This window comes from Pacificoceanicola algae (genome assembly GCF_049341065.1).
Taxonomy (GTDB): domain Bacteria; phylum Pseudomonadota; class Alphaproteobacteria; order Rhodobacterales; family Rhodobacteraceae; genus Pacificoceanicola.
Genome location: NZ_JBMPIX010000003.1, coordinates 16,969 through 41,671, shown reverse-complemented (window position 1 = coordinate 41,671; position 24,703 = coordinate 16,969). Strand labels below are relative to the sequence as shown.

The 24,703-nt window shown below is 61.5% G+C and carries 30 protein-coding genes and 1 pseudogene; 10 read left to right on the top strand and 21 right to left on the bottom strand.

Translation table 11 applies throughout. The features are described from left to right. The first annotated feature begins 70 nt into the window (after positions 1 to 70). Positions 71 to 409: a TraR/DksA family transcriptional regulator gene (locus ACOYQJ_RS05085; RefSeq protein WP_422904930.1), complete on the top strand. Its 339-nt coding sequence runs from the start codon at positions 71 to 73 to the stop codon at positions 407 to 409. 13 nt (positions 410 to 422) lie between these two features. Here ACOYQJ_RS05085 and ACOYQJ_RS05080 read toward each other — a convergent pair whose 3' ends face one another. The 16 genes and pseudogenes from ACOYQJ_RS05080 to ACOYQJ_RS05005 form a co-directional block, all read right to left on the bottom strand. Continuing rightward, positions 423 to 713 carry a DUF7742 family protein gene (locus tag ACOYQJ_RS05080; RefSeq protein ID WP_422904929.1) on the bottom strand — a complete coding sequence of 97 codons (291 nt, stop codon included), beginning with the start codon at positions 711 to 713 and terminating at the stop codon, positions 423 to 425. Next, complete coding sequence (locus tag ACOYQJ_RS05075; RefSeq protein ID WP_422904928.1) at positions 710 to 4,645, bottom strand: baseplate multidomain protein megatron; 3,936 nt, start codon at positions 4,643 to 4,645, stop codon at positions 710 to 712. Before ACOYQJ_RS05075 ends, ACOYQJ_RS05080 begins: the two co-directional genes overlap by 4 nt. Beyond that, entirely contained in the window at positions 4,645 to 5,079 is a 435-nt protein-coding gene (locus ACOYQJ_RS05070) for an NlpC/P60 family protein (protein ID WP_422904927.1), read from the bottom strand. The genes ACOYQJ_RS05075 and ACOYQJ_RS05070 overlap by 1 nt, the downstream gene beginning before the upstream one ends. Then, complete coding sequence (locus ACOYQJ_RS05065) at positions 5,076 to 5,963, bottom strand: phage/gene transfer agent baseplate hub protein (protein WP_422904926.1); 888 nt, start codon at positions 5,961 to 5,963, stop codon at positions 5,076 to 5,078. The genes ACOYQJ_RS05070 and ACOYQJ_RS05065 overlap by 4 nt, the downstream gene beginning before the upstream one ends. Further along, the gene (locus ACOYQJ_RS05060; protein ID WP_422904925.1) at positions 5,963 to 6,595 is read right to left on the bottom strand and encodes a phage distal tail protein, Rcc01695 family; all 633 of its coding nucleotides are present in this window, start codon (positions 6,593 to 6,595) and stop codon (positions 5,963 to 5,965) included. The genes ACOYQJ_RS05065 and ACOYQJ_RS05060 overlap by 1 nt, the downstream gene beginning before the upstream one ends. A gap of 11 nt (positions 6,596 to 6,606) precedes the next feature. Continuing rightward, positions 6,607 to 7,269, bottom strand: coding sequence for an RcGTA-type gene transfer agent tail tape measure protein (locus tag ACOYQJ_RS05055; protein WP_422904924.1), 663 nt, complete (start codon positions 7,267 to 7,269; stop codon positions 6,607 to 6,609). Next, positions 7,266 to 7,466 (bottom strand): rcc01693 family protein, encoded by a 201-nt coding sequence (locus ACOYQJ_RS05050; RefSeq protein WP_422904923.1) that lies wholly within the window; start codon positions 7,464 to 7,466, stop codon positions 7,266 to 7,268. Before ACOYQJ_RS05050 ends, ACOYQJ_RS05055 begins: the two co-directional genes overlap by 4 nt. After that, on the bottom strand, positions 7,453 to 7,785 hold the full coding sequence (locus ACOYQJ_RS05045) for a gene transfer agent family protein (RefSeq protein WP_422904922.1): 333 nt from the start codon (positions 7,783 to 7,785) through the stop codon (positions 7,453 to 7,455). The genes ACOYQJ_RS05050 and ACOYQJ_RS05045 overlap by 14 nt, the downstream gene beginning before the upstream one ends. Further along, positions 7,785 to 8,207 (bottom strand): phage major tail protein, TP901-1 family, encoded by a 423-nt coding sequence (locus ACOYQJ_RS05040; protein ID WP_422904921.1) that lies wholly within the window; start codon positions 8,205 to 8,207, stop codon positions 7,785 to 7,787. Before ACOYQJ_RS05040 ends, ACOYQJ_RS05045 begins: the two co-directional genes overlap by 1 nt. Before the next feature lie 71 nt (positions 8,208 to 8,278). Continuing rightward, positions 8,279 to 8,695: a DUF3168 domain-containing protein gene (locus ACOYQJ_RS05035; protein ID WP_422904920.1), complete on the bottom strand. Its 417-nt coding sequence runs from the start codon at positions 8,693 to 8,695 to the stop codon at positions 8,279 to 8,281. Then, positions 8,692 to 9,030 (bottom strand): phage head closure protein, encoded by a 339-nt coding sequence (locus ACOYQJ_RS05030; RefSeq protein WP_422904919.1) that lies wholly within the window; start codon positions 9,028 to 9,030, stop codon positions 8,692 to 8,694. The genes ACOYQJ_RS05035 and ACOYQJ_RS05030 overlap by 4 nt, the downstream gene beginning before the upstream one ends. Continuing rightward, complete coding sequence (locus tag ACOYQJ_RS05025) at positions 9,027 to 9,620, bottom strand: head-tail connector protein (protein ID WP_422904918.1); 594 nt, start codon at positions 9,618 to 9,620, stop codon at positions 9,027 to 9,029. Before ACOYQJ_RS05025 ends, ACOYQJ_RS05030 begins: the two co-directional genes overlap by 4 nt. 157 nt (positions 9,621 to 9,777) lie before the next feature. After that, positions 9,778 to 10,956, bottom strand: a complete 1,179-nt coding sequence (locus ACOYQJ_RS05020) for a phage major capsid protein (protein WP_422904917.1) — start codon at positions 10,954 to 10,956, stop codon at positions 9,778 to 9,780. 34 nt (positions 10,957 to 10,990) lie between these two features. Then, complete coding sequence (locus ACOYQJ_RS05015; protein ID WP_422904916.1) at positions 10,991 to 11,536, bottom strand: HK97 family phage prohead protease; 546 nt, start codon at positions 11,534 to 11,536, stop codon at positions 10,991 to 10,993. A 19-nt stretch (positions 11,537 to 11,555) separates the two neighbouring features. Next, positions 11,556 to 11,783: a GTA head formation protein, RCAP_rcc01685 family gene (locus ACOYQJ_RS05010; RefSeq protein ID WP_422904915.1), complete on the bottom strand. Its 228-nt coding sequence runs from the start codon at positions 11,781 to 11,783 to the stop codon at positions 11,556 to 11,558. Next, positions 11,776 to 12,615, bottom strand: a pseudogene (locus tag ACOYQJ_RS05005) (phage portal protein); the annotation flags it as partial. The gene ACOYQJ_RS05010 and the pseudogene ACOYQJ_RS05005, both read right to left, overlap by 8 nt. 194 nt (positions 12,616 to 12,809) lie before the next feature. Here ACOYQJ_RS05005 and ACOYQJ_RS05000 point away from each other — a divergent pair. Continuing rightward, positions 12,810 to 13,691 carry an IS110 family transposase gene (locus ACOYQJ_RS05000; protein WP_422904914.1) on the top strand — a complete coding sequence of 294 codons (882 nt, stop codon included), beginning with the start codon at positions 12,810 to 12,812 and terminating at the stop codon, positions 13,689 to 13,691. 59 nt (positions 13,692 to 13,750) lie between these two features. Here the strand turns inward: ACOYQJ_RS05000 and ACOYQJ_RS04995 are convergent, their stop codons facing one another. Both ACOYQJ_RS04995 and ACOYQJ_RS04990 read right to left on the bottom strand, forming a co-directional pair. Next, positions 13,751 to 15,010, bottom strand: a complete 1,260-nt coding sequence (locus tag ACOYQJ_RS04995; protein ID WP_422904913.1) for a DNA-packaging protein — start codon at positions 15,008 to 15,010, stop codon at positions 13,751 to 13,753. A gap of 19 nt (positions 15,011 to 15,029) precedes the next feature. Beyond that, positions 15,030 to 15,395 (bottom strand): hypothetical protein, encoded by a 366-nt coding sequence (locus ACOYQJ_RS04990; protein ID WP_422904912.1) that lies wholly within the window; start codon positions 15,393 to 15,395, stop codon positions 15,030 to 15,032. 269 nt (positions 15,396 to 15,664) lie between these two features. Between ACOYQJ_RS04990 and ACOYQJ_RS04985 the strand changes: the two genes are divergently transcribed. The 5 genes from ACOYQJ_RS04985 to ACOYQJ_RS04965 all read left to right on the top strand — a co-directional run bounded on the left by ACOYQJ_RS04985 (position 15,665) and on the right by ACOYQJ_RS04965 (position 18,676). Beyond that, the gene (locus ACOYQJ_RS04985; protein ID WP_422904911.1) at positions 15,665 to 16,864 is read left to right on the top strand and encodes a pyridoxal phosphate-dependent aminotransferase; all 1,200 of its coding nucleotides are present in this window, start codon (positions 15,665 to 15,667) and stop codon (positions 16,862 to 16,864) included. Continuing rightward, the gene (locus ACOYQJ_RS04980) at positions 16,854 to 17,666 is read left to right on the top strand and encodes an isocitrate lyase/PEP mutase family protein (protein WP_422904910.1); all 813 of its coding nucleotides are present in this window, start codon (positions 16,854 to 16,856) and stop codon (positions 17,664 to 17,666) included. Before ACOYQJ_RS04985 ends, ACOYQJ_RS04980 begins: the two co-directional genes overlap by 11 nt. Next, positions 17,663 to 17,995, top strand: coding sequence for a TfoX/Sxy family protein (locus tag ACOYQJ_RS04975; RefSeq protein WP_422904909.1), 333 nt, complete (start codon positions 17,663 to 17,665; stop codon positions 17,993 to 17,995). The genes ACOYQJ_RS04980 and ACOYQJ_RS04975 overlap by 4 nt, the downstream gene beginning before the upstream one ends. Positions 17,996 to 18,061: 66 nt before the next feature. Then, positions 18,062 to 18,241, top strand: coding sequence for a YqaE/Pmp3 family membrane protein (locus tag ACOYQJ_RS04970; RefSeq protein WP_422904908.1), 180 nt, complete (start codon positions 18,062 to 18,064; stop codon positions 18,239 to 18,241). Between the two features lie 3 nt (positions 18,242 to 18,244). Then, positions 18,245 to 18,676, top strand: coding sequence for a DUF4112 domain-containing protein (locus tag ACOYQJ_RS04965; RefSeq protein WP_422904907.1), 432 nt, complete (start codon positions 18,245 to 18,247; stop codon positions 18,674 to 18,676). 72 nt (positions 18,677 to 18,748) lie between these two features. On the opposite strand, the gene ndk is transcribed toward ACOYQJ_RS04965, so the two are convergent. Further along, entirely contained in the window at positions 18,749 to 19,171 is a 423-nt protein-coding gene (gene ndk, locus ACOYQJ_RS04960) for a nucleoside-diphosphate kinase (RefSeq protein WP_422904906.1), read from the bottom strand. A gap of 245 nt (positions 19,172 to 19,416) precedes the next feature. On the opposite strand from ndk, the gene ACOYQJ_RS04955 reads away from it, so the two are divergent. The 3 genes from ACOYQJ_RS04955 to ACOYQJ_RS04945 all read left to right on the top strand — a co-directional run bounded on the left by ACOYQJ_RS04955 (position 19,417) and on the right by ACOYQJ_RS04945 (position 22,756). Beyond that, the gene (locus ACOYQJ_RS04955; RefSeq protein WP_422904905.1) at positions 19,417 to 21,264 is read left to right on the top strand and encodes an ABC-F family ATP-binding cassette domain-containing protein; all 1,848 of its coding nucleotides are present in this window, start codon (positions 19,417 to 19,419) and stop codon (positions 21,262 to 21,264) included. A gap of 230 nt (positions 21,265 to 21,494) precedes the next feature. Continuing rightward, complete coding sequence (locus ACOYQJ_RS04950; RefSeq protein ID WP_422904904.1) at positions 21,495 to 22,121, top strand: MarC family protein; 627 nt, start codon at positions 21,495 to 21,497, stop codon at positions 22,119 to 22,121. Between the two features lie 53 nt (positions 22,122 to 22,174). Next, the gene (locus ACOYQJ_RS04945; RefSeq protein WP_422904903.1) at positions 22,175 to 22,756 is read left to right on the top strand and encodes a retropepsin-like aspartic protease family protein; all 582 of its coding nucleotides are present in this window, start codon (positions 22,175 to 22,177) and stop codon (positions 22,754 to 22,756) included. 6 nt (positions 22,757 to 22,762) lie between these two features. On the opposite strand, the gene ACOYQJ_RS04940 is transcribed toward ACOYQJ_RS04945, so the two are convergent. Both ACOYQJ_RS04940 and ACOYQJ_RS04935 read right to left on the bottom strand, forming a co-directional pair. Further along, positions 22,763 to 23,221 carry a DNA polymerase III subunit chi gene (locus ACOYQJ_RS04940; protein WP_422904902.1) on the bottom strand — a complete coding sequence of 153 codons (459 nt, stop codon included), beginning with the start codon at positions 23,219 to 23,221 and terminating at the stop codon, positions 22,763 to 22,765. A gap of 6 nt (positions 23,222 to 23,227) precedes the next feature. Next, on the bottom strand, positions 23,228 to 24,694 hold the full coding sequence (locus ACOYQJ_RS04935; protein ID WP_422904901.1) for a leucyl aminopeptidase: 1,467 nt from the start codon (positions 24,692 to 24,694) through the stop codon (positions 23,228 to 23,230). Positions 24,695 to 24,703 lie beyond the last annotated feature (9 nt).

The following is a 24,703-nucleotide window of genomic DNA, read 5'->3' as shown; positions in this document are numbered from 1 at the left end:
TGACGAGGTCACGATAACAGATAGTCTGCGTCAGGCGAAACGCAAATCCGTGATGGCAGGGATTGCAAAAATGGATGAGACAGAAACACTTCGGTTCCAGAACCTGATCGAAGCGCGACTGGCCGAGCTGGACATTGAGGACGCACGCGGGCTGCAGGGGCAATCCACTGTGGTACTGGATCAGCAGGCAGTTGGGCGGTTGTCCCGTCAGGATGCTCTGCTGAACCAATCCATGGCCAAGGCAACGCAAGCGCGCCGTGACGGGCTGCGGCGGGCCTTGCTGGCGGCTTTGGATCGTTTGAAAGAGGAGGAGTTCGGGTATTGCAACGAATGTGGCGACGAAATCGCGCCCAAGCGTCTGGAGCTGGATCCAACCGCCACCCGCTGCATTTCCTGTGCACGGGGCTGAGACCGCCCTGCGCTCAGATCGCGTTTCGCCTGTCGCGCAATGCCTCCAGAACCGTCACGAAACACTCGGCATAGTCCGGATCGTCCATACGCCGCTCGGCGGGTAAGGGGCAGCGCCCCAAAGCCGCCGCCATCAGGGTACCGTTCCCCCAAAAGGGATGGGCTTTGCCCAGTTTTCGACGATACTGGTCCGCTGCCTCTGCTTGGATCACCAGCCGTTTGGCCAGACTGCCACGCGCAGACGCGGGCACTGCTAACAGTGCCCGCGCCGCGGCGCTCACGTCGCCCGACAGTACCGGTCTCATCGGTTGAAGACCTGAGTTGCGAAAGGACCGGGACCAAAGCGGGCAGAGACCTGCGCCACCGCGATCGTGAAAAGCCCGCTGAGGCCATCGGCGTTTTGCATACCCGCCGAATAGGTCCATTCTGGCGCAGTGACCTGCTCTTCCCGCACGACCGTGTCAGACTGAAGAACGCGAACCACATAGAGTTCAGACTCCTCGCCCAATGGCACTTCGAACAGATCCCAAGGATCGCCCTCGATCCGGGTGCGGCGGATCCAGTTGACGGAAAGGTCACCGGCGGCCTCTGTCACACGCAGGTGCGCAGGGCGATAGGGCCGCAAACCATTGCCATCAAAGGCGTGAACTTCGTGCACATAGGTCGGATCGTCATACGGTCTGCGGGCCGGACCAATCCTGAAGTGGCGCTCAAGTCGTCGCTGCGCAGCCGCAAGGGCGATCTGCACCGGAGCGCCATCCATCATAACCACGATGGATCCAGCCGGCCAGGTCTCTGGCATGACACCATCGCTGCCCGCTTGTCCGCGCAAACGGTGGCCAAGCGCCCAGACATCGTCCTCGACAAGATCAGCATCGCGGAACTGGAACAATTCCCAATTTCCCGGGGTGCCATCCCCGATAGCCATCAGGTTGGCGCCCGCAAGAAATGCCTCGTTCGATATCGACTGGAGCGCGCCCGTGGCCAACCGGATGCGCAAAGGCGCACCCCGATCAATTCGCCCAGCGCCCGCGGCATGCAGCGGAGTTTCCGTCACCCCGATGACGGACTGCGCCGCGATGATCCCGTTCAGTGCGTAATCCGCATCCGTCGGAGCATCATAGACAGCAACCGTTCCAGGCCAGGGCTCGGCGGCAAGCGCGAGGTGCGGCGCATGCTCAACCTCTTCACCGCTCATCAACGGAAGATCCATGAAGAACGGGGTCACCGGCACGGCGGCTGTAAATGGCCGCATGGAAACACCATCTTCAGTGTATTCCGAAGGTTGGAACGCGTCCGGTTCGATCCGCACAGCATCGATGATCTGGTGATCCAGGACGTCGACCCTGTCGATCCTCGCCAGAACCGGTCCAGACCGCGTGGGCAGTCGGACCACGTCACCAGCGCCCAGGTGCAGCTTGGAGGGTGGCAGCGCAAAACGCATGGTGTCGCGCGATACCCGCGCTTCAGCAAGCCAGCGTTCGGCGGTCTGTCGGCCTTCACCGCGTGTCATCACCAGCGACAGGTCGGTTTCGGCGACGGCGTGGGTTTGCTCATCGGGCAGAACTGTTTCCTCGGTGGCCACCTGATGGTCCGCGTCCGCAAGAACAAAGCCGACCCGGACGCGCCCAGCCATTTCCACTTCGCTGGCGCGGGTTTCCATCAGATCCCCTTCGACATCCTCGCTGAGAGCGAGATTCTCAGTCGAGATGTCAATAGGTTGAGCACCGTCCCGCATGCGGAACACCAACGTCCCGTCGCGCTCGATCGCGTCAAAGCCGTAGGCCAGCATCAAAGGCTGCAACGCTCGACGGGCGTCGCTGACAGTTGGCACGATGTACCCCCGCACAAAGCCGTGCAAGGCTCTGGTGTCGATCCCGGTCAAACCCGCCCGCTCGCAAATTTCGCGCACAACGGAGGCCAGCGTTCGGCCGGAGACACGCCCATTCAGCCAATGACCCTGCCGATAGTTTGGGCCATCGGACCAAAGCGCATCGTTGCCCGGGAACCAGGGATAGGGCCTTGCGTCCCATGCCCAGACAAAGGCACGGGACATGTCGATCATCGGCCCGCCGTAAACTTCGGAGGCAGGATTGTTCTCAGGATCCCCCCAGTAGTCATATATCGCGCGGATATACTGCCGCTGGATCAACTCATCCCGCAAACCATTCGAATAGTGGGGCAGCGAGGATTCAGAGCTTTTCGGATCGACAAATTTGTTCGGTTGGTTCGTGCCCTTGTTGACCGCCGCACAGCCAAGTTCGGTGAACCAGATCGGCTTGGAACCTGGAGCCCACGCGGTAGGATCGTCGGCACGCACCCCACCAATGCGTTCATAGTGCAGGTTCTGCCACCAGTTGCGGATGTCCTTGTAGCGCCAGACCCAAGGTTCATCGTAGGCACCGTCGGTGATGGGTTCGCGGCGCTGAGCGTCGCGGCCTTCCTGACCGTCATAGTACCAGTCATAACCTTCCCCACCGGCAATATTCGCTTTGAGATAGTCGAGGTTATAGATTGATCCCCATTCGGCATCAGCATGACCCGCGCTATCGCGCCAATCAGACAATGGCATATAGTTATCGATCCCGATGAAATCGACATTCTCATCGCTCCAGAGCGGATCAAGGTGAAAGAACAGATCGCCTGAGCCATCCTGCGGGTGATACCCGAAATACTCGGTCCAATCCGCCGCATAGCCCAGCTTGACCTGCGGCCCCAGCATGGCGCGACACTCTGCGGCCAGCGCTTTCAACGCGGCAACAGCAGCGAAACCGGACGCCCCACGGACTTGCGTCAGACTGCGCATCTCGGAACCGATACAGAAGGCTTTTACGCCTCCGGCAGCAGCGCAAAGCGCCGCTTGATGCAGAATGAAGCGGCTGTAGCTCCACTCCTCCGGGCCGTTATATTCGACCGTGCCATCGCCAACAGTGAAATCGGTTGCGGTGACTGATCCGAAAAAGGCCGCGACTTCGGCATCGGCACCTGTCGTACCGTCTGGGGAGCCCACGCGCCCCGGTGCCGTGCTCAGCGTAATGCGGCCGCGCCACGGCAGGCTCGGTTGGTCATCCGCGCCTGTCCACGGGTCTGTCAACCCGTTGCCTTCCATCTGATCCATAAGGATGAAAGGATAATACATAACTTCCAGCCCTTCGGCTGACATGCGCCGAATTGCCTGCACCACTGATTGATCCGTGGGCGTTCCGCCATAGACCGGACGATCCGCCGAATGCGGTACCAATTCTGCGTCGGCGCGCGACAACCCACTGACTGACCACGGCATCTTGGGGGCGTCGAATTCTGCCTGCTCGACCTTGGGCTTGATCTGGCACGATCCGCAGCGCAAATCATTGCCAAACCAGCTGACCACCAAAGAGCTCGCGCCGCAGCCTGGCAATTCATCCGTCAGCTGTTTCAGCGATGTGTTGAAATCCGGCTCTTCCGACGGAGAGTTGATATTGGCGACCCGCTTGCCGCCCTTTCCAGCACCGAACAAATCCCCGGAGCTTGCAGCATAGCGCATATAGACCGGCTCTGTTGCCAGGGCGTATTCCCCGGTGCCGGGGATCATTGCAACCCCGCTGACGGCCGTAGGAACATCCGTAGCGTCCTGCAGATCAGGCCGCGTCACTTCAAAACTGAACTGGGGAATGCGGTTGCCGAAACGCTCAAGTTGCAGATCTTCGATCACCACATAGGCGGTGCCGCGATAGGCGGGCACCTGCCCCGTGCCTTCGACGGCCTCGATCTTGGGGTCAGGCAGTTGATCATACGTTCCTGGATAAACCCGCATATTGAGATCCTGAAGCGGGACCTCGGCGCCGTCTGCCCAAATACGCTGAACTCCGGTGATCTCCCCCTCGCACAATGCAAGAGCGAGGCTCAAGGAATAACTGTATTTCTTGATCTGAGGCTGCTGGGGGGTGCCTTTGCCGCCGCCGCCGCTTTCTTTCACACGTTCCTTGAACTCGGTAGCCCAGATCACATGCCCACCTAGGCGCATTCGTCCATAGACCTGCGCCACAGGGGCGCCTTCACCAGCGCCGGTGATCCTAAAGCGGTCGATCTTGCCGGTCTCAACAGCCTCTGAGCCCTGCCCCATGAGCCGTTGATCCAACGCACGCCCCAATGAGGCGCCCACAAAACGACCTACCGCCGTCATGCTGAGCCCAAGGACCGAGCCGCCAATCGAACTGCCGATTGCCGCGCCTGCGGCCGAAAGAAGGATAGTCGCCATTACCGGGCCTCCATTGGAAGGACAAAGCGCGCAACAATGCGCCGCGCCCAAGGTGCGCTGAGCGCACTTTCGATCACTCCATGCCCGCTATAGGCATGCACGAATGAGGCCTGAGCCCCCAAACAGGCCTGAATGCCCACATGTTTGGCGACAGAGCCGTCACGCATTCTGAACAACAGCACGTCACCCAAGGCCGCCTCGGTCATCGGCTTTGGCCGCAGATGCGCCATCCCCACGCGCCAAAGGCGTTCCTCGCCCTGCGGTTCTGACCAATCCATTGTGTACGCGGGAATCTTTTCGGGTTCTGGCCCGATCACCTCGCGCCAGACACCGCGCAGCAAACCCAAACAGTCGCAGCCCGCTCCCCGGACCGAGGCCTGATGGACATAGGGTGTTCCAATCCAGCCGCGTGCGGCCTCAACCACAGTGCTCATCGCCGAGAACCTCCGCCAGTTGTCTTGGCCTGCGAGGCGTGCACAAAGACCCAGTCTTCCTCGGGGATATCCGGGAATCCCTGATAGTTGATCACGTTGTTGAACTTGAGGCGGCAGGTTTCAAAGCGCTTGTCGCATCCTGCAATCAGACGAATCTGATCCCCTGCTTCAGGGGTCGCGCGAAGCGAGTCCCAAAGGTCAATGCGCCTGGTACCGTCTGCTTCCAAGACATCGCGCTTGATCGCGCCACTCAGGCCCGCAGCGGCGCCGCTCAGCACCTCAAGCCGCCCGCGTTGAAACCAACCCGGCTCAAACGTTGAGAGCTGTTCGAAACGGAACGAACGCGCATCCTGCGCCGAGAGCATCACCCCCTCATGGCTGTACCCGGCACGGGACACATCAAAGGCACAGGCCTTGTCGCCAAGCACGGCTGAGCAAGGCTTTTGATAGACGCGTCCCAATGGACGGTTCAACAAATCCGTCAAACCGCGCAGTTCAGCATGAAAAGCACCATTCCCCCGGCGCAACTCGCCGATATGGCCGCGGAACATGATCCGCCGGGCTGAAACATCCGCCCAGTTCACGAGCCAAGAAACAACCTCGGCGCCATCAAAGCGACCTGCGGCAATGTCTTCTTCGCGAATTGCCGTGTCTGTAAGTGCGCCCATGGCCTCGGTGTTGTCCACCGAAAGGCCCGTTGCCTGCTGAAGTGCCCGGGCCGAAAGCCCGGTATCGGCACGAAAGGTGATGCCGTCGAAGTTCAGGTCACGGTCATGGTCGGTGAACCCGTAGACCGTGCCATCGCGGCGCGTTACGGCCCAGGCCCGCGAAACGGTGCCAATCCCGCTCTCCAGATGGGTGTGAAGTGCCTCTGCGTTGGACATCAGACTCGCACCTCTACAACTGGTACATCGGGCACCTGCCCGGCACGGAAACTGGCCACACTGACATTGATCCGGTCCGTGTCAAACCGCACTGGCACATCAAATTCAAAGCCTGCGCTGATCTCGGCGCCTTCCAGAGGCGGCTCATCGAAAGTGATGACTCCGGTTTCCGTGTTCAGCTCGAAGTGAAGCCCCTCGCGCCGCTCAACCTCCTGAACTGCCGCGACCACGGTACCTGCGACCGGCTTGGTGATCGGGCGGGCATAGGCCCCCTCACCTGAACGATATGTCTTGATCAGCTGAAAACCGCGTGTCTCGCCGTCTCCCTTCGCTATGACCTGATCGCCATAGGCAGGTTTGCGCGACGGCGGACAAGACTTGTAGTCGGCCCAGTCCTTCCAGCGGAACCCAAACAGTTGCCCCTGGCGCGCCTCGAAAAAGGCGATCAGCTGTTCGACATCGTCAAGCGCGCGCAGTCCCAGTCCCGCGTCATACCGCCTGCGCGAATGCGCCCAGGGCGTATTGCGCTCTTCGAAACCGCTGGTCAGCTGGACAATGTCTGTCCGCCGCTCGGGACCGCCAACCGAGCCAAAGCTCAGGTCCGCCGGAAATCTCACTTCATGAAACGCCATTTTTCCCTCCATTACCTGTTGCGCGCGCCCTTGCTCAGTGCACGGCTCATCTGCGCCGCGATCTGGCTTTGGCTACGTTGGAACCCCTGAACGTCCGGGGTCGAAATGTTCATGACGACGGTGACAGGCTGCCCGCCACCGGACGAACGCACGCCCAGCTTGCCGTCCGCACCGCGTGTCAGCGGCATGATCGCCTCCGGGCCTGCTTCGCCCATCAACCCCGTGCCCCCACGCATCGGGAAAGTCACCGGGCCGCTGACAACGCCGCCGGTCGCGAAAGGCATCACGCGCCCCTGTGAAAAACTGCCACCATTGGCAAACGGCGAGAAACCTCCGAGCATTGCCGACATTCCCGTCGACAGCAGCCCGCCCACATGGTCAGCCACAGGCTTGACCGCCGCACGATAGGCCGCATTGATCATCGAGTTGGCCACAACCTGCAGCGCGTCCGACAGTTTCATCCCATCCAGAACCACGCCGTCGATCGCCCGGCTGACGCCCGCACTCAGGGTGCGTTCCAGCTTGGCAGCGCCCGCTCCGGTGGCCGAAAACGTCTGATGAATGCGCTTGAGTTCCGCGTCGAACTGCGCGGCCATGCCAACGGCGCCACCAAGCGAGCCCTTCAGCGCCTCGACCTCGTCACCGAGATCGCCGATCATGTCCAATTCGCTCATGATTGAGCCCCTTTACTCTGATCCGGGAAGGCCGCCATCAGCTGATCCAGCCGCGACCGTCCCATCGGTTTCCCGCCCGGGCCTTCGCCCAAAAGCACTTGCAGTTCAGCTGGCGTCAAAGCCCAGAATTCATCCGGGCTCAGCCCCAAACCGCGCATTCCCGCACGCATCAGCACAGGCCAGTCAAACCCCGTCATCCGCGCTCTCCGGTGTCATGAAAGCCCGCGCCAACAATTCGGCCGAAGCCCTTGCCGCCGCCATTGGCCCACCTTCGATTTCGGCTTGCATCAGGTCCGCTGTGCGGCCTTTCCAGCCACTGCCGCGCAAACCCGCGACGATCAACGCCAGCACGTCCCGCGTGCTAAAGCCGCCGGTTTCAAAACGCTGGACCAGATCGACCAGAGATCCGCTGGTCAGCTCGGCTTCGAGCTCCGCCAAAGCGCCCAGCGTCAACCGCATCAGGTGGCGCTCTCCGTCTATGACAAGCGCCACCTCCCCCCTCCACGGATTGGCCATTACGCCACCGGAACCGCGATGAACTGCAATGCACCCGCCGAGGCCAGTGAAACTTCGTAAGTCGCTTCACCGTTGTGGCTGCCGGCGTATTCGATCGACGTCACCTGAAAGGCCCCCTCGACTGTGCCGAAATCCGGGATGATGACCTGAAATTCCGGAGTCTCGCCGTCGAAAAAGATCTGCCGCGCGCGCTCGTCCGTGCCCGCATCCTTGAAGACACCCGAGCCGCTGATATTGGCCGATTTGACGCCAGCCCCGGACAGCAGCTCGCGCCATCCGCCCTGACTTTCCAGTGTCGTCACATCGACTTGCTCGGCGTTAAAGCTGACGCGCGTCGCACGCAGGCCCGCCATTGTTTCAAACTGGCCGTCGCCGGTCAGGTCTACTTTGACGAGAAGGTCTTTGCCGTTTTGTGCACCCATGATCTTACTCCAGTTGATTTGGGTTGAAGGGTTTCCGCGCTGCCGCAGAAGGGAATTGTCGAAAGCGGAGCCTATGCCGCCGCGTCGTCTTCCACGCGGGCGCGGAAGGTCAGATCGATCCGCCGCAGGCCTGCCGCCTCGCGGGTGGCCTTGGCCTTGCGGAACCACAGCCCGACAAGGCGGCCCCGACTGAGCGTGAGATCGGCCCCGTGCAGCGCGTCGCTGACAGCACCGGCCGCATCTTTTGCGCTTTGGAAACCAGCAACATCGGTGATGACAGACACCGTGAAATCGTGCCGCGCGCCCACGCCGCTGACATCCGAAGCATCCTGCACCGTCTCTGGCCCAAGGGCGACATAAAGGGGCGGCAGAGTGCCTTGCGGCAAAGCATCAAAAATGTTGGCGCCAACCAAAGCGCCCAGCGCCGCGTCGGCCTGCAACTGCGCATAAACGGCCGCTTGCAACGGACCGGAAACTGCATAGCTCATGGCGTAACTTCCTCTTTACAATCGCAAATCAAGTAGAGGTTCCGCTTTGGATCCTCAGTGACCGCGTCAATCCGAAACTGCCGCCCCTGCAGGCCAAAACGCTGCCCGGGTTCGGGACGATTGGAATGGCCCAAAGGGGCGGCACGCACGGCAATGCGGTATCCGGTGACTGACACTGCACCTGCCTCGCCGGTCGCAACACGTCCGGTGCGGGCCTGAACATCGCCCCACACGGTGCCAAGAACGACCCAGGTTTGCGTATAACCGCCCGCCCCATCCGGAACCCGCTCGGCGCGTTCCAGAGTCAGGCGTCGGCTCAGATTGACGCCGCTCATCCGCTCATCCCCAAACGCATCGGGCGATACCGGGCAATCAGGCTGGTCACTCCAAAGGGCATGCACCCCTGACCCAGCGCCGTTTCATCGCGATATTCGTAATAATGCGCTGCCAGCAGCAGCACTGCCTGCGCCAGATCGGCAGGCAAATCGGTGAAACTCGCTCCGAAACCGGCTTCAAAGCGGATCTCGACGGCCCCATCGGAGGCTATTCCTGGCAGGAAGGTCCCGCGCGGTTTCAGACGAGGGGCAAAGGTATCCTTTTCCAGCCGATATCTGGCCGGATCGACCACGGTGGCAGCGCCATAGCCATCCACCAGCGTCATTTCAGTGATCGCCAGCACCGGGGCGACCGGCAAGACCTGCACCGTCGCATCGCGCCACTCGTTCAGCGTCATCACAAAGCTCCGCGTGATCAGAGCCTTGGAACAACGCGCCTCGATCGAGGCCATCGCCGCCCGCAGGAATGAGCCGAGGACCGCGTCCTGCACATTGTCTTCGGCAAATCCGCTGCCCAGCCGCAGGTGCTGCTTCAGCGCATCGACGGGCAAAGCCGCCTCGGGCACCTGTGTTTCTTCCACCAAGATCATGTCAATTCTCCAAAGCTCCTCGCCCGGCCCCCAGCCCCGGTCAAAGCGGGCGCGCGCCGCCCAGGTTGCACGGGCGGAGGGGGGCTGCTGGACAACATCGGGACGCGCGCCCTCTGGAAGGCAGGCCTGATTGCCCGCCCCCCATTCTCGTCAGCCGTTAGGCGATGCAGCGCAGCAGCTTGATGGCCGCAAAGTCACTGACATCACCGCCAACGCGCTTGGTTGCGTAGAACAACACGTGCGGCTTGGCGCTGAACGGATCGCGCAGAACGCGCAGGTCCGGACGTTCAGCGATGGTGTAGCCTGCGCCGAAGTCACCAAAGGCGATCGGGGTCGCATCGACCGAGATATCCGGCATGTCTTCGGCGATCAGAACCGGATAGCCCAACAGTCGCGCTGGTTCGCCCGAAGCAAAGCCGTCCGACCAAAGGTGGCGGCCGTCCGCATCCTTGAGCTTGCGCAGCGCGCCTGCGGTCTTGGAGTTCATGACAAAGCTGGCGCCAGCGCGATATTCAGCACCCAGCGTGTAAACCAACTGGATCAGGTCGTCGCCGCCGCCAAAGTCAGAGGCGATCGAAGCTTCGATGTAACCGATCGACCCCCAGGCCCAAACGCTCTGATCAACCTGAGCGTGGTTGAGAATGCCGCGCGGTTTGTCAACGCCGTCACCATTCACGAAAGCCGCCGCTTCTGCGCGCGCGAATTTCTCGGAAATGCGGCCCGCCAGCCATCCTTCGACATCAAAGGCGCTGTCGTCCAGCAGGCGCTGGGACACCTTGGGCATTGCGTTCAGCTCGTACAGCGGGATCGAGATGCGCTCGATGGTAGGCGTGCCGGTTTCCGCCGCAGACGAGGTTTCGTCCGCCCAGCCAGCGCCAGCGTCGTTCTGATCGATCAGAACGTCAAAGGACGACGCCTCGACGTTCACAATATTCGAAATCGCTCGGATCGAGGCGGTCGCAGCCAGAGTCGACTTGATCGAGTCGGCGGTTTGCGGATCCACCAGATAGCCGCCGTCCGAATTCACGGCCGTGGACATCGCCTTGCCTTCCAGTTCGAGGCCGCGCAGGCCGTCATCGTCACCGGTGCGCAGATAGGCGTCAAAGGCCTTCTGATGGGGGGCTTCGACATCCATTTGGGTCGAAAGGGCCGGGCGGCCCGTGCGGGCGGATTTATGATCAAGCATGGTCAGTCGCTCTTCCTGTTTGTTCAGCTTCTCTGAAAGGTCGGCCTGGAGGGCCTTGAAATCCCCGATCAGTCCCGCCATCGCGGCACTCACCCGGGTGACCGGAGACAAGTCTTCCCCGGTCCGAGACTTGGTCTCGGTCTTGGTCATGCGGTTATTCCCCATGTCGTGAGAGTGGCGCGCGTCAGCCGCCCGCCAGGTTACGGCGCAAGTCCTCAAGGACCTCCGCCAGCTCGTGCAGGCTGTCTTCCGCCATGAGGTCATCCCCCTTGGAAGCCACCCGCGCACTGGGAAGCATCGGGAAAGTCACAAGCGAGACCTCCCAAAGCTCCAGTTCAGTCAAGAGCCGCTGGCCCTTGTCATTCTTTGCCGCCTTGAGCGTGCGATAGCCGATTGACAGCCCGTCAATTGCGCCCGCCTCGATCAGCGCAGCCGCCTCGCGGCCCTTTTCCACGCTATCCAGCAGGCGGCCTTTGACATAAAGGCCGCGCTCGTCTTCGCGCACCTCATCCCAGATGCCGATGGGCTGGGCCGGGTCGTGTTGCCACAACATCTTTACGCCGCGCCCCTCCTTGGTCAGACGCGCCAGAGACCGGGCATAGGCGCCTTTGCTCACCACGTCGCCGCCCTGATCGCAGGCTCCAAACAGGCTGGCATAACCTTCGATCTTTGTGCCTTCGACAACCTTCACTTCGTCGTCAAAACGGCAGAACTTGTGTTCCAGATCCATTTTCCGTCTCCTCGTTTCCTCAGGGGGCTGCGTGCATCAGACCCTGAAAAGCCTCGGCCAAAATCACTCCGGCCACGCCGTACACCGTCAGCCAAAGCCGTCGTTCCAGCCGCTCGATCACCTTCTCCAGTCGCTCAAGCCGCCCGTTCAAAGCGTCCACATGCAGTCGGCTCACCCGCTCATGCGCCTCAAGCCGCAGCGCGGGTGCGCAGGCAAATGGCTCGCTGGTGCGTCTCAGGTTAGTCACCTCGCTCCTCCTCGCTCAGCGCCGGCAGGCCCAGCATCTGCCGCTTTTCCGCTGCGGTCAGAAAGTCCGCCCCGGAAACGCGCGACCATTGCGCATCACGCTCGGTGGCCAGGGCGGGCACCTGATCAAGGTCAGGTCTCAGGCTCACCTCTTCGCCCAGGAAGCCCGACAACCAACGCCCGACACTCGCACTGACCCGCGTGGCAAGGGGCAGAATGGTCAGTCGATAAAAGGCCCGATGCGCTTCGGCATAGTTCGAATAGGTCGCCTCACCGGGGATCCCCAGCAGCATCGGCGGCACACCGAACGCCACGGCAATCTCGCGCGCGGCTGCCTCTTTGGTTTTCTGGAACTCCATATCCGAGGGGCTGAATCCCATGGGCCGCCAATCAAGGCCCCCTTCCAGCAGCATCGGACGGCCCGCGTTGCGTGCGCCCTGATGGTTGCTTTCCAGTTCCGCCGCCAAACGCTCGTATTGTTCCGCGCTCAGGTGGCCCTGCCCCTCAGTCCCGCGCCAGACAATTGCCCCCGAAGGCCGCGCGGCATTGTCGAGCAGGCCCTTGGACCAACGGCTCGCGCTGTTATGGACATCAACCGCTTGCGCCGCCGCTTGCAGCGGGCTCAGACCATAGTGGTCGTCCAGTGGGTGAAAGCTCTTCACATGGCAGATCGGCGAAACCGGTCCGGTCACGTCAAAGCGATGCTTTCTCCCGCCGACAGCATACTCATAGGCCACCGGCCAACCATCGGCGCCCGGCACCAGGCTCATGCGGTCGCTGCGCAGCACATGCAGCTCGAACGGAAGGCCCGTGTCGCCCGCAACTGCTTCGACTGTGAGTATGGTATTGCGGCTTGATGGCCTGACTCATGCTACGATTGACTGCGTGTCATTGCGTTGACGTGTCGACCGTCAAGTCGCCCCGGCAACGGGCGAGATGTGACCTCATAGGAGCCTGACGGGGACGCCCCTTCACAGTCCTGTCCCCTCGGATCGGTGCCTGGGCATTCAAAGCAATGAGGGCAACCATGAAGACCAGACATCCAGTAATCATCGGCATCGACACACATAAGGCCACCCATGTCGCCGTCGCGATTGATACGCAAGGCACCCGTTTGGCCGCAGTATCCATCCCAACCAGTCCCAAAGGGTATTTGGAGCTGGAACGTTGGTCGCGATCTCTTGGCCATGTCTTGGCATTTGGGATCGAAGGGACTGGTTCATATGGCGCTGGCCTTTCACGATCCTTGCTTGCCCAAGGTCACAATGTCATCGAGGTCACTCGGCCAAATCGCCAACTACGATATACGCAAGGGAAGACGGATAGCTTGGATGCAGAAGGAGCGGCACGATCAGTTCTCTCTGGCCAAGCAACAGCACAACCCAAGACCCAAACAGGGTCATCAGAAATGATCCGACATCTGAAGATTACCCGCGATACGGCGGTCAAATCGCGCTCACAGGCGATGGTGACGCTGAAGACGTTGATTATCAACGCCCCTGCAGATCTGCGTGATGTGCTCGATCAAATCAAAGGAAAAGTCGCATTGATCCGGCATATAGCAGCCTTCCGAACGGGCGAAATCAACACTCCATTGGCCTCTGCAAAAACAGCCATGCGTGCATTGGCGCGCCCTCTGGCGCCTGTACGCCCCGTCGCAGAAAATCGAATACCATCGCTCGCTCCTTTCCTTGGCCCGTCGCAGGGCCGCACCTCTCGTGTCCGGGAAAGCATTGCCTTCCCGGCCGTAACCACCACTTCATCCGGATCAGTCCCGAAGGGCGTCCCTTCGTGCTTCGATAGCCAACCTATGATTGATAGGTTAAGAGGGCTTTCCACCACCGTTCGGTGGGTCGGCACCCTCGCAAGCCGCTGTTATTGCGAAAACATTTTACCTGTTCGGCAATAACTTCAGATCGCGCGCCGAAAATCTCGGCGCTCCGTGACCCAAAAACAGCCATGAGTTTGTCATCCCAAAATCCGCACCGATGGCATCACCCCCTGCACGCCGTTCAGCATCAGATCGGTCAAGGCCCAGACCAGCGCATCGACGCGATCCGGACTGCCCGACCCTTCGAAGCCCGCATTGGTCATCAGGCACATCTGCTCCTCCAATGCGGCAAGGCCCTGACCGTGCAACACGCGCCCCTGCTCGTACAGCGCCGCCACCGGCTCGGCCCGCGCCGCCTTGCCCTTCGAGGCATGGACCTTGCGCACTGGCAGGCCGGGATCAACGTTGTGCAGGATCGATTCGACCATCGCACCGCCCTGATTGACCTCCGCCACCACGCGGTCCGCTTGCCAGCGTTTCGCCGCCGCGGCCACCGCCTCGGCCCACCCAAGTGGAGAGGCCCCCTGCACCGTCGCATCCTCCAGCACGTAGGCTTTCCATTCGTGCGGGCGGCCTTGCATGACCACCCCGGCAACGACGATCCCGCATTCATCCGCCGTCTTGCCTTCCCCTGCGGGCGGATCGACGGCCACCACGATGCGGCTCATCTGCGGCATCAGGCCCACGCGCGCCGCGTCGAACATCTCGCGCGTCCAGAGCGCGCCGTCGATCTCGTCCAAAAGCAGCCCGTCCAGCTCTTGCATGCCCAGTTTGGTGCCTGCATAGCGCGCCCGAACTTCTTCAAGGAAAGACTGTGCCAGATTGGCCCGGTTCGCCTCGGTCGCAGCGCGTGTCACGACTGTCGAGGGAAGCTCCAGCAACTCTTTCAGCACGCCCACATTGCGCGGCGTCGTGGTCACGCAGACCCGCGGATCGGCCCCCAAACGCAACCCGAACTGCAACATATCCCAGGTATCCCGCGCCTTCGGCCATTTGGCCAATTCATCCGCCCATGCGCCATCGAACTGCGGCCCGCGCAGGCTCTCTGGATCATAGGCGGAAAAGGCCATGGCCTCGGCGCCATTGGGCCAGACCAGACAGCGCCGTGTCGCCACCCATTTGGGTTTTCGATCCGGCGGCGAACAGGCCATGATCCCGCTATCGCCGAAAATCATCACCTCGCGCACCTGATCCAAGGTTTCACCAACCAAGGCTACGCGCCTGCAACGCCCCTTGTCCAAGGGTCGCGCGCCTTCGACCTGCGAGCGCACCCATTCGGACCCGGCGCGCGTCTTGCCCGCGCCGCGCCCGCCCATGATGACCCAACTGCGCCAATCACCTTCCGGGGCCAACTGATGCTCATGCGCCCAGAAGTCGAACAAAAAGGGGAGCGCCAAGCGCTCCCCGATCTCCAACTCATCCAAAAACCTCGTCTGCACCGCAACAGGCGCGGAGGCCAGCCAGGCGGCACCCGATCTCAAGGCCTGCCTGCTCAAGATCGAGCCCGTATTCCCCGGCGATTGCACAGTCTTTCCGTCTGATTGCGTCAATTTCATTCTCCGTTTCCTTGGCCTGTTTGATCCAGTACCGGACGTCGTTCAAAAGTTTACCGCCGTCGCTGCCCTTGTCGGGCTTTCCCCTTCTGAGATTGCTCTGCATCTCGAACAAATCCGCCTTGAGCGCCGCCAGCATTGCCGCGATTTCGTCGCGATCTCTTTCAAGTCGCTCAAGCTCTGATTTCATCGTGATCAGGACGGGTCGGTTGTTTTCTGCTCTGTTCATGCTCGACACCTTTCTTGCCTGTAGGTTTCCCCCTCCAGGCGGGGTGCAAACAAAGACGGCCCCGGGGAGAACCCAAAGGCCGTTTTGCTGACACCTCGTCCAGCATGTCACAGACTGTACGTCAGACCGTTCGGTGGGTCAAACCCCATCCCGAACGCAAAGCACTGAAATCATTAACATATGTTACCATTTTCTTACTTGATCCAAGTGCGGCCTTGCTCGCCCCCAAAGGCTCTGGCACTGATACAGGCAACCAGACAGGAACCCACATGCCTCAGCTTTCCACGCGCATTCGAACCTTGAACTCCGGCGGCTCTGACGGTTGGGAGGTGTTCTACCGCGCCCGCCAGATGGTTGCCGCAGGCACCCGCGTGATCGAGCTGACCATTGGCGAACATGACATCCGCACGCATCCCCTGATCCTTGATCACATGCACGAACGGGCGCGTGCGGGGCATACTGGCTATGCCTCGGTGCCGGGCATCAAGGCGCTGCGCGAAACCCTTGCACAACGGGTCGAGGCACAAACCGGCGTGCCAACCAAGGCCGACAACGTGGTGATTACCGCTGGCGGTCAGGCCGCGCTCTTTGCGGCCCATATCGCGGTTTGTCAGCCCGGCGACACCGCCCTGCACATTGATCCCTATTACGCCACCTACCCCGGCACGATCCGCGGCGCCTCGGCCAAGCCCGTTGCGATTGCGACCCGAGCGCGCGACGCCTTCCTGCCCGACCCGGCCGAGGTGGCCCGACTGGCCAAAGAAACCGGTGCCCGCAGCTTGCTGATCAATACCCCCAACAATCCCACCGGCACGGTCTATCCCCGCGCCACTCTCGAAGGGCTGGCAGGGGTCTGCATCGAAAACGACCTCTGGCTGATCTCGGACGAGGTCTATGACACCCAGATCTGGGAAGGCGAGCACCTGTCCCCCCGCGCCCTGCCCGGCATGCAGGATCGCACCTTGGTCATCGGCTCCATGTCCAAGAGCCACGCCATGACCGGATCTCGTGTCGGCTGGATCGTCGGCCCCGTCGAGGTGATCAAACACCTGATCGATCTGTCGACCAACACCAACTACGGCGTGCCCGGCTACATTCAGGATGCCGCTGTGTTTGCCCTGAACCAAGGCGCATGGCTGCAGGACGAAGTGGCCGAGCCCTTCCGCCGCCGCCGCGCCCTTGCCCTCGACATCCTTGCCGCGCAGAACACCGTCACCGCCATCCCCTCGCAAGGCGCCATGTATGTCATGCTGGACATCCGCGCCACGGGCCTGTCAGGCCGCGACTTTGCCGAGGCGCTTCTGGACGCCCGCCACATCGCCGTCATGCCGGGCGAAAGCTTTGGCAACTCCGCAGCGGGGCACATCCGCGTCGCTCTGACCGTCGACGACGCCCTGCTCGCCCAAGCATTGCGCGAGCTGTGCGCTTTTGCCGAAACACTAGCTGAAAAGGCCCAACATGACACATGATCCCGGCCCCGCTTTCCGCGCCCTGCACCAGCCCGGCAACCCCTTTATCCTTGCCAATGCGTGGGACGCCGGGTCGGCCAAGATGCTGGCATCGCTTGGCGCTCAGGCCATCGGCACCTCCTCCGCTGCGCATGCCTTCACCCTCGGCCGCCCCGACATGGGCCACGTCACCCGCGACGAAGCGCTCGCCCACGCCCAAGACCTGATCGCCGCGACAAACCTGCCCGTTTCCGGCGATTTCGAGAATGGATTTGGCGAAGCGCCCGATACCTGCGCCGAAACCGTCCGCCTGTCTGCCGAAGCCGGTCTTGCCGGTATTTCCATCGAAGACACCGCCCTGCCCTCGGATGCCCCTTACGACGCCGCATTGGCTGCCGAACGCATCCGCGCCGCCGCCTCAGCGGCCCGCAGCCTGCCGCGCGATTTCGTCTTGGTCGCACGCGCCGATGGCGTGATGAACGGCCACTATGATCTGCCCGAAGCAATCGCCCGCATCCAAAGCTACGAAAAGGCAGGCGCCGATTGCGTCTATATCCCGCTGCCACCCCGTTTTGACGATCTGAGCGCCATCTGCGCCGCCACATCGCTTCCGGTGAACGCCCTTGTTGCTGGCCCTTACGCGACCCGCAGTCGGACCGAATTCGCTGCTGCGGGCGTTGCGCGCCTGTCGCTTGGCGCAGCACTTGCCCGCGTCACGCATCGCGTGATCCACGACGCCGCTCTCCAGATGTTTGGTAATGGCGAATTCGACCTTCTGGGCCAAGGCATGCCCGGCGCCAAGGTCGACGCCCTGCTGAAATGAACACGCCGATCTCTTCGATCCGCAACCTTGGCCCCGCCTTCGAGGCCGAGTGCAAACGCGCGGGCATCCCCGACGCCGAAACCCTGCGGGCCTTGGGCGCACACGATGCCTATGCCCGGATGCTTCAGGCCGGAACGCGCCCGCATTTCATCGGCTATTACGTGTTGCATATGGCCCTGCAGGGGCGGCCCTGGAACGATTGCAAAGGCAAGGAAAAACAAGCGCTTCGCCTCCAGTTCGACAGCCTGAAGTCCAACACTTCCAAATCCCCGAACGCCCTTCCCGAAGGCCTTGGCCGCTTCCTGCGCGAGATAGGCATCGAACGCTGATCGGGAACCAAATCGGCCTCTCACGGTTATGCAAATGAACGCAACTCGACAAAGAGGAGGCCCCTAATGGACCTCATTCGTATCATTTTCGCCGTTATTCTGCCGCCGCTTGGCGTCTTCCTTCAGGTTGGACTGGGCAAACATTTCTGGCTGAACATCCTGCTGACGCTTCTGGGCTATATACCGGGAATCGTGCACGCTGTCTGGATCATCGCCCGCACAGGTCACGAACCGAGCCGGGTGTAACCGATGGCACGCAACACCGACCTGAGGCACGTCGAGCGGGCCGAGTCGATTGCGCGCCGCATGGACAGCGCGTTTCGTCTGCCCTTCACCCGCATCACCTTTGGCTGGGACAGCCTGATTGGGCTGGTTCCCGGCGTCGGTGATGCGCTGGCTCTGGCGCCCTCCCTTTATATCGTGAAGTCAGCCCGAGACCTGCGCGCACCGCGGCGCTTGCAACGGCGTATGCTCGCCAATATCGGGGCAGACTGGGTGATAGGACTTATCCCGTTGATCGGTGATGTCTTCGACATTGGCTTCAAAGCCAACCTGCGTAACGCCGCGCTGCTGCGCGCCCATGTGGAAGCGCAACAAGCCGCCGAACAGGCCCCTCGTCCGCCAAGTTCCTTGTCCCTTGCCGCCGGGACAGTGCCTGATGCGAGCATGACTCCGGCTTGATCCGCTCAAGAATGCAAAAAGCGCCCCGCAGGGCGCTTTTCATTGTTTTCAGGTCAGATGAACCCGAAATATTTAGCCAACCAGCTCAAGGCCTGAGAAGAAATAGGCGATCTCGACGGCTGCGGTTTCCGGAGCGTCCGATCCGTGGACCGAATTTTCGCCCACCGATTCGGCGAACTCGGCACGGATGGTGCCGGGGGCCGCGTCTGCCGGGTTGGTTGCGCCCATGACTTCACGGTTCTTGGCAATGGCGCCTTCGCCTTCCAGAACCTGCACAACCACCGGCTCGGAGGCCATGAATTCGCACAGCTCATCATAGAACGGGCGCTCGGCGTGCACTTCATAAAACTTGCCAGCCTGAGCTTTGGTCATGTGAATGCGCTTCTGAGCGACAATGCGCAGGCCCGCTTCTTCGAACTTGGTGTTGATCTTGCCAGTCAGGTTGCGGCGGGTTGCGTCGGGCTTGATGATCGAAAAGGTGCGCTCAAGGGCCATGGGTATGCTCCATCAATGAAGGCCCGGACACCACGTCCGGGCATGTCTATTGCGCGGGGCGCTAACATGAACCGCAAGATTTGAAAAGCCCTTCGTGCCCTTTGGCAAACGCCGCGCAGATTGGGGCCAGCGCCCAAACCCCCGGGATATTTATGGACCAGTGAAGCCAAGAGAGTGCCCGAAGGTTATGGCTTGACGGCGCGGCTCATTGACAGCGATCGGCGCCTCTGACATTGGCCCTGATTATGCTGCGTATCCAAGATATTTCCTATTCTGTCGAAGGCCGCCCTCTGTTCGAGGGCGCCTCTGCCACCATTCCCGATGGTCACAAGGTTGGCCTCGTCGGCCCCAATGGCGCGGGCAAGACGACGCTGTTCCGCCTGATCAAGGGTGATCTGACACTTGACCAAGGCGACATCACCTTACCCTCGCGCGCGCGCATTGGCGGCGTCAGCCAAGAGGTGTCGGCCTCAGAAACCTCGCTGATCGACACGGTGCTTGCCGCCGACACCGAGCGCAGCGCGCTTATGTCCGAAGCCGAGACCGCCACGGACAGCCACCGCATCGCGGATATCCAGACCCGTCTCGCCGACATTGATGCCTGGAGCGCCGAGGCCCGCGCCGCCACGATCCTGCGCGGACTTGGGTTTGATCCCGAACAGCAATTGCAGCCCTCCTCAGCCTTTTCCGGCGGCTGGCGGATGCGCGTCGCGCTGGCCGGTGTGCTGTTTGCACAACCCGATCTGCTGCTTCTGGACGAGCCAACCAACTATCTGGACCTCGAAGGCGCGCTTTGGCTGGAAAGCTATCTGCAGAAGTACCCCCACACCGTCATCGTGATCAGCCACGATCGCGGCCTTCTGAACCGCGCCGTGAACAGCATCCTGCATCTCGAAGACAAGCAGCTGACCTATTACGGCGTGCCCTATGACGGCTTTGCCAAGCAGCGCGCCGAGCGCCGCGCGCAGGCCAGCGCAATGGCAAAAAAGCAGGACGCCCGCCGACAGCATCTGCAAAGCTTTGTCGATCGCTTCCGGGCCAAGGCGTCAAAGGCCAAGCAGGCCCAGTCGCGCCTGAAGATGATCGAACGGATGGATATGATCAGCGCGCCCGAGGATGCCGCCAAGCATGTGTTCAACTTCCCTCAGCCAGACGAATTGTCTCCACCAATCATCAATATCGAAAACGGATCAACCGGGTATGGCGATACCGTCGTTCTGTCCCGGCTGAACCTTCGGATCGATCAGGACGACCGCATCGCCCTGCTCGGCAAGAACGGTCAGGGAAAATCGACCCTTTCGAAACTGCTGTCCGACCGCCTGCCCCTGATGGACGGCCGCATGAACCGGTCTTCCAAGCTGCGCATCGGCTATTTCGCCCAGCATCAGGTCGACGAATTGCATCTGGACGAGACCCCGATCCAGCATCTGCAACGCGAGCGCCCCGACAGCCCGCCCGCCAAGCTGCGCGCCCTGCTGGCAGGCTTCGGCCTGATGGCCGCGCAGGCAGAAACCGAGGTTGGGCGTTTGTCGGGGGGCCAAAAGGCGCGCCTCTCCTTGCTGCTGGCAACGCTCGACGCGCCGCATATGTTGATCCTCGACGAGCCGACCAACCACCTTGATATCGAATCGCGCGAGGCGCTGGTCGAAGCGTTGACCGCCTATTCCGGCGCGGTGATCCTTGTCAGTCACGACATGCACCTGTTGTCGATGGTCGCTGACCGGCTCTGGCTGGTGAAGGATGGCACCGTCAGACCCTACGAGGACGACCTCGACGCCTATCGTGCCATGCTGCTGACCCGCGATGCCCCTGCGCGCCCCGAAAAGCCCAAGGAAAAGCCCAAACGCCCATCGCGGGACGCAATCCTTGAACTTCGCGCGCAAGCCCGGAAATGCGAAGATCGCGTCACCAAGATCGAAGAGATGCGCGAAAAGCTGGCGGAAAAGCTAGCAGACCCGGCGCTGTACGAAAATGACAAGGTCGGCGAACTGGAAGTCTGGAACAAGAAATACGCCGAGGTCATGGACGGGCTGCGCCGCGCAGAAGCGATGTGGGAAGCAGCGCTGGAAAAGCTGGAAGCGGCAGAAGCTTGAAATACCCGATCACTTGCCTCGTGTTCGGTTGCTTGATCAGCCTTGGCAATGGCGGGCTGTCCGGCAAATGACCACCGCCAAATAGGTATCGCCGTATCAAACGACTCCGATCACATTAAATCTCGATAAGCCTTCGCCTTTGTGATCGGCAATGCGGCTCAGCCCCCGGTTCCGTTCCAATCATCTGACAGACGACTTGCGCCAACCATGGCGGCAAGCTAACCAAACCCATGGACAGCGCCTTTCTCATCACCGCCTTCGCGACACTTTTCGTGGTCATCGACCCTGTTGGTCTGACGCCGATGTTCATCGCACTGACGACGGGTACCGATGCAAGGCACCGCCGTTCGGTGGCGCTTCGGTCTTGCCTTATTGCCTTTACACTGTTGACGCTCTTCGCCTTTTTCGGCGAGGCCGTGCTAGGGTTCATCGGCATATCGATGCCTGCCTTCCGCATCGCGGGCGGCATCCTGTTGTTCCTGACCGCCCTCGACATGCTGTTCGAACGCCGTACCAAACGGCGCGAGGACCAGACCGAAACCGAGGATTTCCCTGACCCGTCCGTCTTTCCCATCGCCATCCCGCTTATCGCTGGTCCGGGGTCAATCGCCTCGATCATCCTTCTGACCGGACAGGCTGACGGCGCCTTGGCCATGGCCTCGGTTCTGGGAGTCATGGCGGCGGTTCTGGTGATCGTCCTGGCATTGTTTCTGTCGGCAGGCCTGATCGAACGGGCACTTGGCAAAACCGGCATCACCGTAGTGACGCGCCTATTGGGCATGCTTCTGGCCGCACTTTCGGTGCAATTTGTGCTTGATGGTTTGCGGGCCTTCGGCTTTGCTGCCTCTGCAGGGTGAAATTCGACACCCGGCCCCCTACATTTGAATATGTGGTTGAGTGGGAGCTGAGCATGTCATCTTGGGAAACGGGGCGTTTTGTCTATTTGTTGCTCTTGGGCGGCGTGCTTGTGCTTTGGTTCTTCATCGAGAACCGCGACAGCCTGAGCACCAAGATAAAGCAACTCTCAGCCTGGGCGCTGATCTTTCTCGGCGTCATCGCGGGCATCGGCCTTTGGGGCGACATTCGCCAGACCGTGCAACCCAGACAGGCAGTCTTTGCCGATCAGGGCCGGATCGAACTGCCACTCGCGCCCGACGGGCATTACTATGTGACGCTTGACCTGAACGGAGAGCCGACGCGCTTTGTCGTGGACACCGGCGCCTCGGCGGTGGTGCTGACGCAGCGGGATGCGGAACGCGCCGGAATCGACGCGGGCACCTTGGCCTTTTATTCGCAGGCGATGACGGCCAATGGCGCCGTCAAGACGGCTCCGGTGACATTGGACCGCGTGGCGCTGGGGCCTTTTGTCGACCGCAACATGCCAGCTTTTGTGAACGCCGGAGAAATGGACACTTCGCTGTTGGGAATGACCTATCTTCAGCGCTTTCACCGGATCGAGATTTCCGGCGGACGACTGGTGCTCGAGCGCTGAAAACGATCAAGCCTCGGCTTTCTTTTCCCAACGACCGGATTCTTCGGACCAGTATTGCGCGGAACACCCGGCGCTGGTCAGCGCCTTCCATTGACCGCGTGCCACGTGCAAAGCCTCCGGGTCGTGACCATCGAACAAGATGCAGGCACGTTCCAGCCTCTGCACCTCTTCTGGCGTGATCTCGGCGCCGTCTATGGTCATCAGGCATTGCGGGTCGTTCGCGGCCTCGACGCTCCACGTCAAAAGAACCGGTTGATCGACGTCATGCGGGCCGCCCGCCATCCCATGTGGCAGAAAGCCGTCTTCCGGACCTTGCCACAGCTTTTGATCAAGCCAGTCCATACGTTCGCGCGCGCTGCCACGCACGGCAACCCGCCAGCCCGCGCCGATGGATTTTTCCAAAAGCACGGGCAGCGTCGCCTCAAGCGGGCGACGCGTCAGGTGATAGAAGAAGGCCGCGCCCATATCACGTCAGTCCTGCTCGAACCGATCGCGCACAAGCCGATCCAGCGCCATGACGCCCCAGCCCGTAGCGCCCTTGGGGGCAAAGGCGGTATCCTTGGCGATCTGCGCGACGCCCGCGATGTCCAGATGGATCCACGGCATGTCGTCCTTGACAAAGCGCTTGAGGAACTGGGCTGCGGTGATCGCCCCCGCAGGGCGACCGCCGGTGTTCTTCATATCCGCTTTCAGGGTCTTGATCTGCTCGTCATAGGCCTGACCCAGAGGCATTCGCCATGCGCCCTCGCCCTCGGTTTCAGCGGCCTTGAGGAAGCCACCTGCGAAATCGTCGTCGTTCGAAAAGACGGCAGCATTTTCATGGCCCAAAGCAATGATGCAGGCGCCAGTAAGCGTGGCCAGATCGACCATGGCAGCAGGCTTTTCCGCCTCTTGCGCGTGCCAAAGCACGTCGGCCAAAACCAGTCGCCCTTCAGCGTCGGTGTTGATCACTTCGATCGTATCGCCCTTCAACGACGTGACGATGTCGCCCGGACGCGTGGCCTTGCCAGACGGCATGTTCTCGACCAAGCCGACAAGACCCACCACGTTGGCCTTGGCCTTGCGCAGCGCCAGAGTTTTCATCACCCCGGCCACAACACCGGCGCCGCCCATGTCCATGGTCATGTCTTCCATGCCCTGCGCCGGTTTCAGACTGATACCGCCGGTGTCAAAAACCACGCCTTTGCCAACCAAGGCCAATGGCGCGCCCTGCCCGCCCTTCCACCGCATGATCACAACCTTCGACGGGCTTTCCGACCCCAGCCCGACGGCCAAAAGCGCACCCATGCCCAGTTCGGCAAGTTTATCCTCTTCCAGCACCTCAACCTGGACGCCCAGGTCGCCCAAGGCCTCCAGACGGCCGGCAAATTCTGTGGTGGTCAGAACGTTGGCCGGCTCCGAAACCAGATCACGGGTGAAGAATACGCCCTGCGCCACGGCCATCGCATTGTTTGCCGCCGCCTGAACTGCAACCGGGTCCTTGCACATCAGGACAGCGGGCGCCGGTGCCTCACCCTTGTCAGAAAGGTGGTCGGTAAAGCGGTAGCCACGCAAGGCCAGTCCCAGCGCGATCTGCGGAGCCCGGGTTGTGCCCTCGACCAGCAGCGTCACCGGCTTGGCGCCCGCAGCCGTGGCCAAGGCCGCCCCCGCCTTGCGCGCCATCGCCACTGTCGGACGACGCTCAAGCCGCACCAGCGTCACGGCGTCAGCCGCCAGTCCAACGGGCATCGAAAGGTTCATCGCCTCGCCTTCTTTCAACTTGCCCCAGGCCTCCGAGGCCAGCGCACGGACCACCGCGCCTTTGGTCAGCCGGTTCAACCGCCGCGTACCCGGCGTCAGTGTTCCGGCCTCGTTGACCAGAAGCGCCACGTGGCCCGTGGCCTCGGCCAGCCCATCAAGATTAATTTCGGCAAATGTGATCTCGCGCGGTTCGGTCATCTCAAACTC

Excerpts from the sequence above, each read along its gene's own strand:
- ACOYQJ_RS04940 (WP_422904902.1), bottom strand. The coding sequence starts at position 23,221 with ATGGGCGCGGCCTTCTTCTATCACCTGACGCGTCGCCCGCTTGAGGCG.
- ACOYQJ_RS05020 (WP_422904917.1), bottom strand. The coding sequence starts at position 10,956 with ATGACCAAGACCGAGACCAAGTCTCGGACCGGGGAAGACTTGTCTCCG.
- ACOYQJ_RS04965 (WP_422904907.1), top strand. The coding sequence starts at position 18,245 with ATGGCACGCAACACCGACCTGAGGCACGTCGAGCGGGCCGAGTCGATT.
- ACOYQJ_RS05080 (WP_422904929.1), bottom strand. The coding sequence starts at position 713 with ATGAGACCGGTACTGTCGGGCGACGTGAGCGCCGCGGCGCGGGCACTG.
- ACOYQJ_RS05015 (WP_422904916.1), bottom strand. The coding sequence starts at position 11,536 with ATGGATCTGGAACACAAGTTCTGCCGTTTTGACGACGAAGTGAAGGTT.
- ACOYQJ_RS05070 (WP_422904927.1), bottom strand. The coding sequence starts at position 5,079 with ATGAGCACTGTGGTTGAGGCCGCACGCGGCTGGATTGGAACACCCTAT.
- ndk (WP_422904906.1), bottom strand. The coding sequence starts at position 19,171 with ATGGCCCTTGAGCGCACCTTTTCGATCATCAAGCCCGACGCAACCCGC.
- ACOYQJ_RS05045 (WP_422904922.1), bottom strand. The coding sequence starts at position 7,785 with ATGGCCAATCCGTGGAGGGGGGAGGTGGCGCTTGTCATAGACGGAGAG.
- ACOYQJ_RS04985 (WP_422904911.1), top strand. The coding sequence starts at position 15,665 with ATGCCTCAGCTTTCCACGCGCATTCGAACCTTGAACTCCGGCGGCTCT.
- ACOYQJ_RS04970 (WP_422904908.1), top strand. The coding sequence starts at position 18,062 with ATGGACCTCATTCGTATCATTTTCGCCGTTATTCTGCCGCCGCTTGGC.
- ACOYQJ_RS04955 (WP_422904905.1), top strand. The coding sequence starts at position 19,417 with ATGCTGCGTATCCAAGATATTTCCTATTCTGTCGAAGGCCGCCCTCTG.
- ACOYQJ_RS05025 (WP_422904918.1), bottom strand. The coding sequence starts at position 9,620 with ATGATCTTGGTGGAAGAAACACAGGTGCCCGAGGCGGCTTTGCCCGTC.
- ACOYQJ_RS05050 (WP_422904923.1), bottom strand. The coding sequence starts at position 7,466 with ATGACGGGGTTTGACTGGCCTGTGCTGATGCGTGCGGGAATGCGCGGT.
- ACOYQJ_RS04990 (WP_422904912.1), bottom strand. The coding sequence starts at position 15,395 with ATGAACAGAGCAGAAAACAACCGACCCGTCCTGATCACGATGAAATCA.
- ACOYQJ_RS05040 (WP_422904921.1), bottom strand. The coding sequence starts at position 8,207 with ATGGGTGCACAAAACGGCAAAGACCTTCTCGTCAAAGTAGACCTGACC.
- ACOYQJ_RS05030 (WP_422904919.1), bottom strand. The coding sequence starts at position 9,030 with ATGAGCGGCGTCAATCTGAGCCGACGCCTGACTCTGGAACGCGCCGAG.
- ACOYQJ_RS05055 (WP_422904924.1), bottom strand. The coding sequence starts at position 7,269 with ATGAGCGAATTGGACATGATCGGCGATCTCGGTGACGAGGTCGAGGCG.
- ACOYQJ_RS04950 (WP_422904904.1), top strand. The coding sequence starts at position 21,495 with ATGGACAGCGCCTTTCTCATCACCGCCTTCGCGACACTTTTCGTGGTC.
- ACOYQJ_RS05085 (WP_422904930.1), top strand. The coding sequence starts at position 71 with ATGGATGAGACAGAAACACTTCGGTTCCAGAACCTGATCGAAGCGCGA.
- ACOYQJ_RS04975 (WP_422904909.1), top strand. The coding sequence starts at position 17,663 with ATGAACACGCCGATCTCTTCGATCCGCAACCTTGGCCCCGCCTTCGAG.
- ACOYQJ_RS05060 (WP_422904925.1), bottom strand. The coding sequence starts at position 6,595 with ATGGCGTTTCATGAAGTGAGATTTCCGGCGGACCTGAGCTTTGGCTCG.
- ACOYQJ_RS05065 (WP_422904926.1), bottom strand. The coding sequence starts at position 5,963 with ATGTCCAACGCAGAGGCACTTCACACCCATCTGGAGAGCGGGATTGGC.
- ACOYQJ_RS05075 (WP_422904928.1), bottom strand. The coding sequence starts at position 4,645 with ATGGCGACTATCCTTCTTTCGGCCGCAGGCGCGGCAATCGGCAGTTCG.
- ACOYQJ_RS05035 (WP_422904920.1), bottom strand. The coding sequence starts at position 8,695 with ATGAGCTATGCAGTTTCCGGTCCGTTGCAAGCGGCCGTTTATGCGCAG.
- ACOYQJ_RS04980 (WP_422904910.1), top strand. The coding sequence starts at position 16,854 with ATGACACATGATCCCGGCCCCGCTTTCCGCGCCCTGCACCAGCCCGGC.
- ACOYQJ_RS04935 (WP_422904901.1), bottom strand. The coding sequence starts at position 24,694 with ATGACCGAACCGCGCGAGATCACATTTGCCGAAATTAATCTTGATGGG.
- ACOYQJ_RS05000 (WP_422904914.1), top strand. The coding sequence starts at position 12,810 with ATGAAGACCAGACATCCAGTAATCATCGGCATCGACACACATAAGGCC.
- ACOYQJ_RS04945 (WP_422904903.1), top strand. The coding sequence starts at position 22,175 with ATGTCATCTTGGGAAACGGGGCGTTTTGTCTATTTGTTGCTCTTGGGC.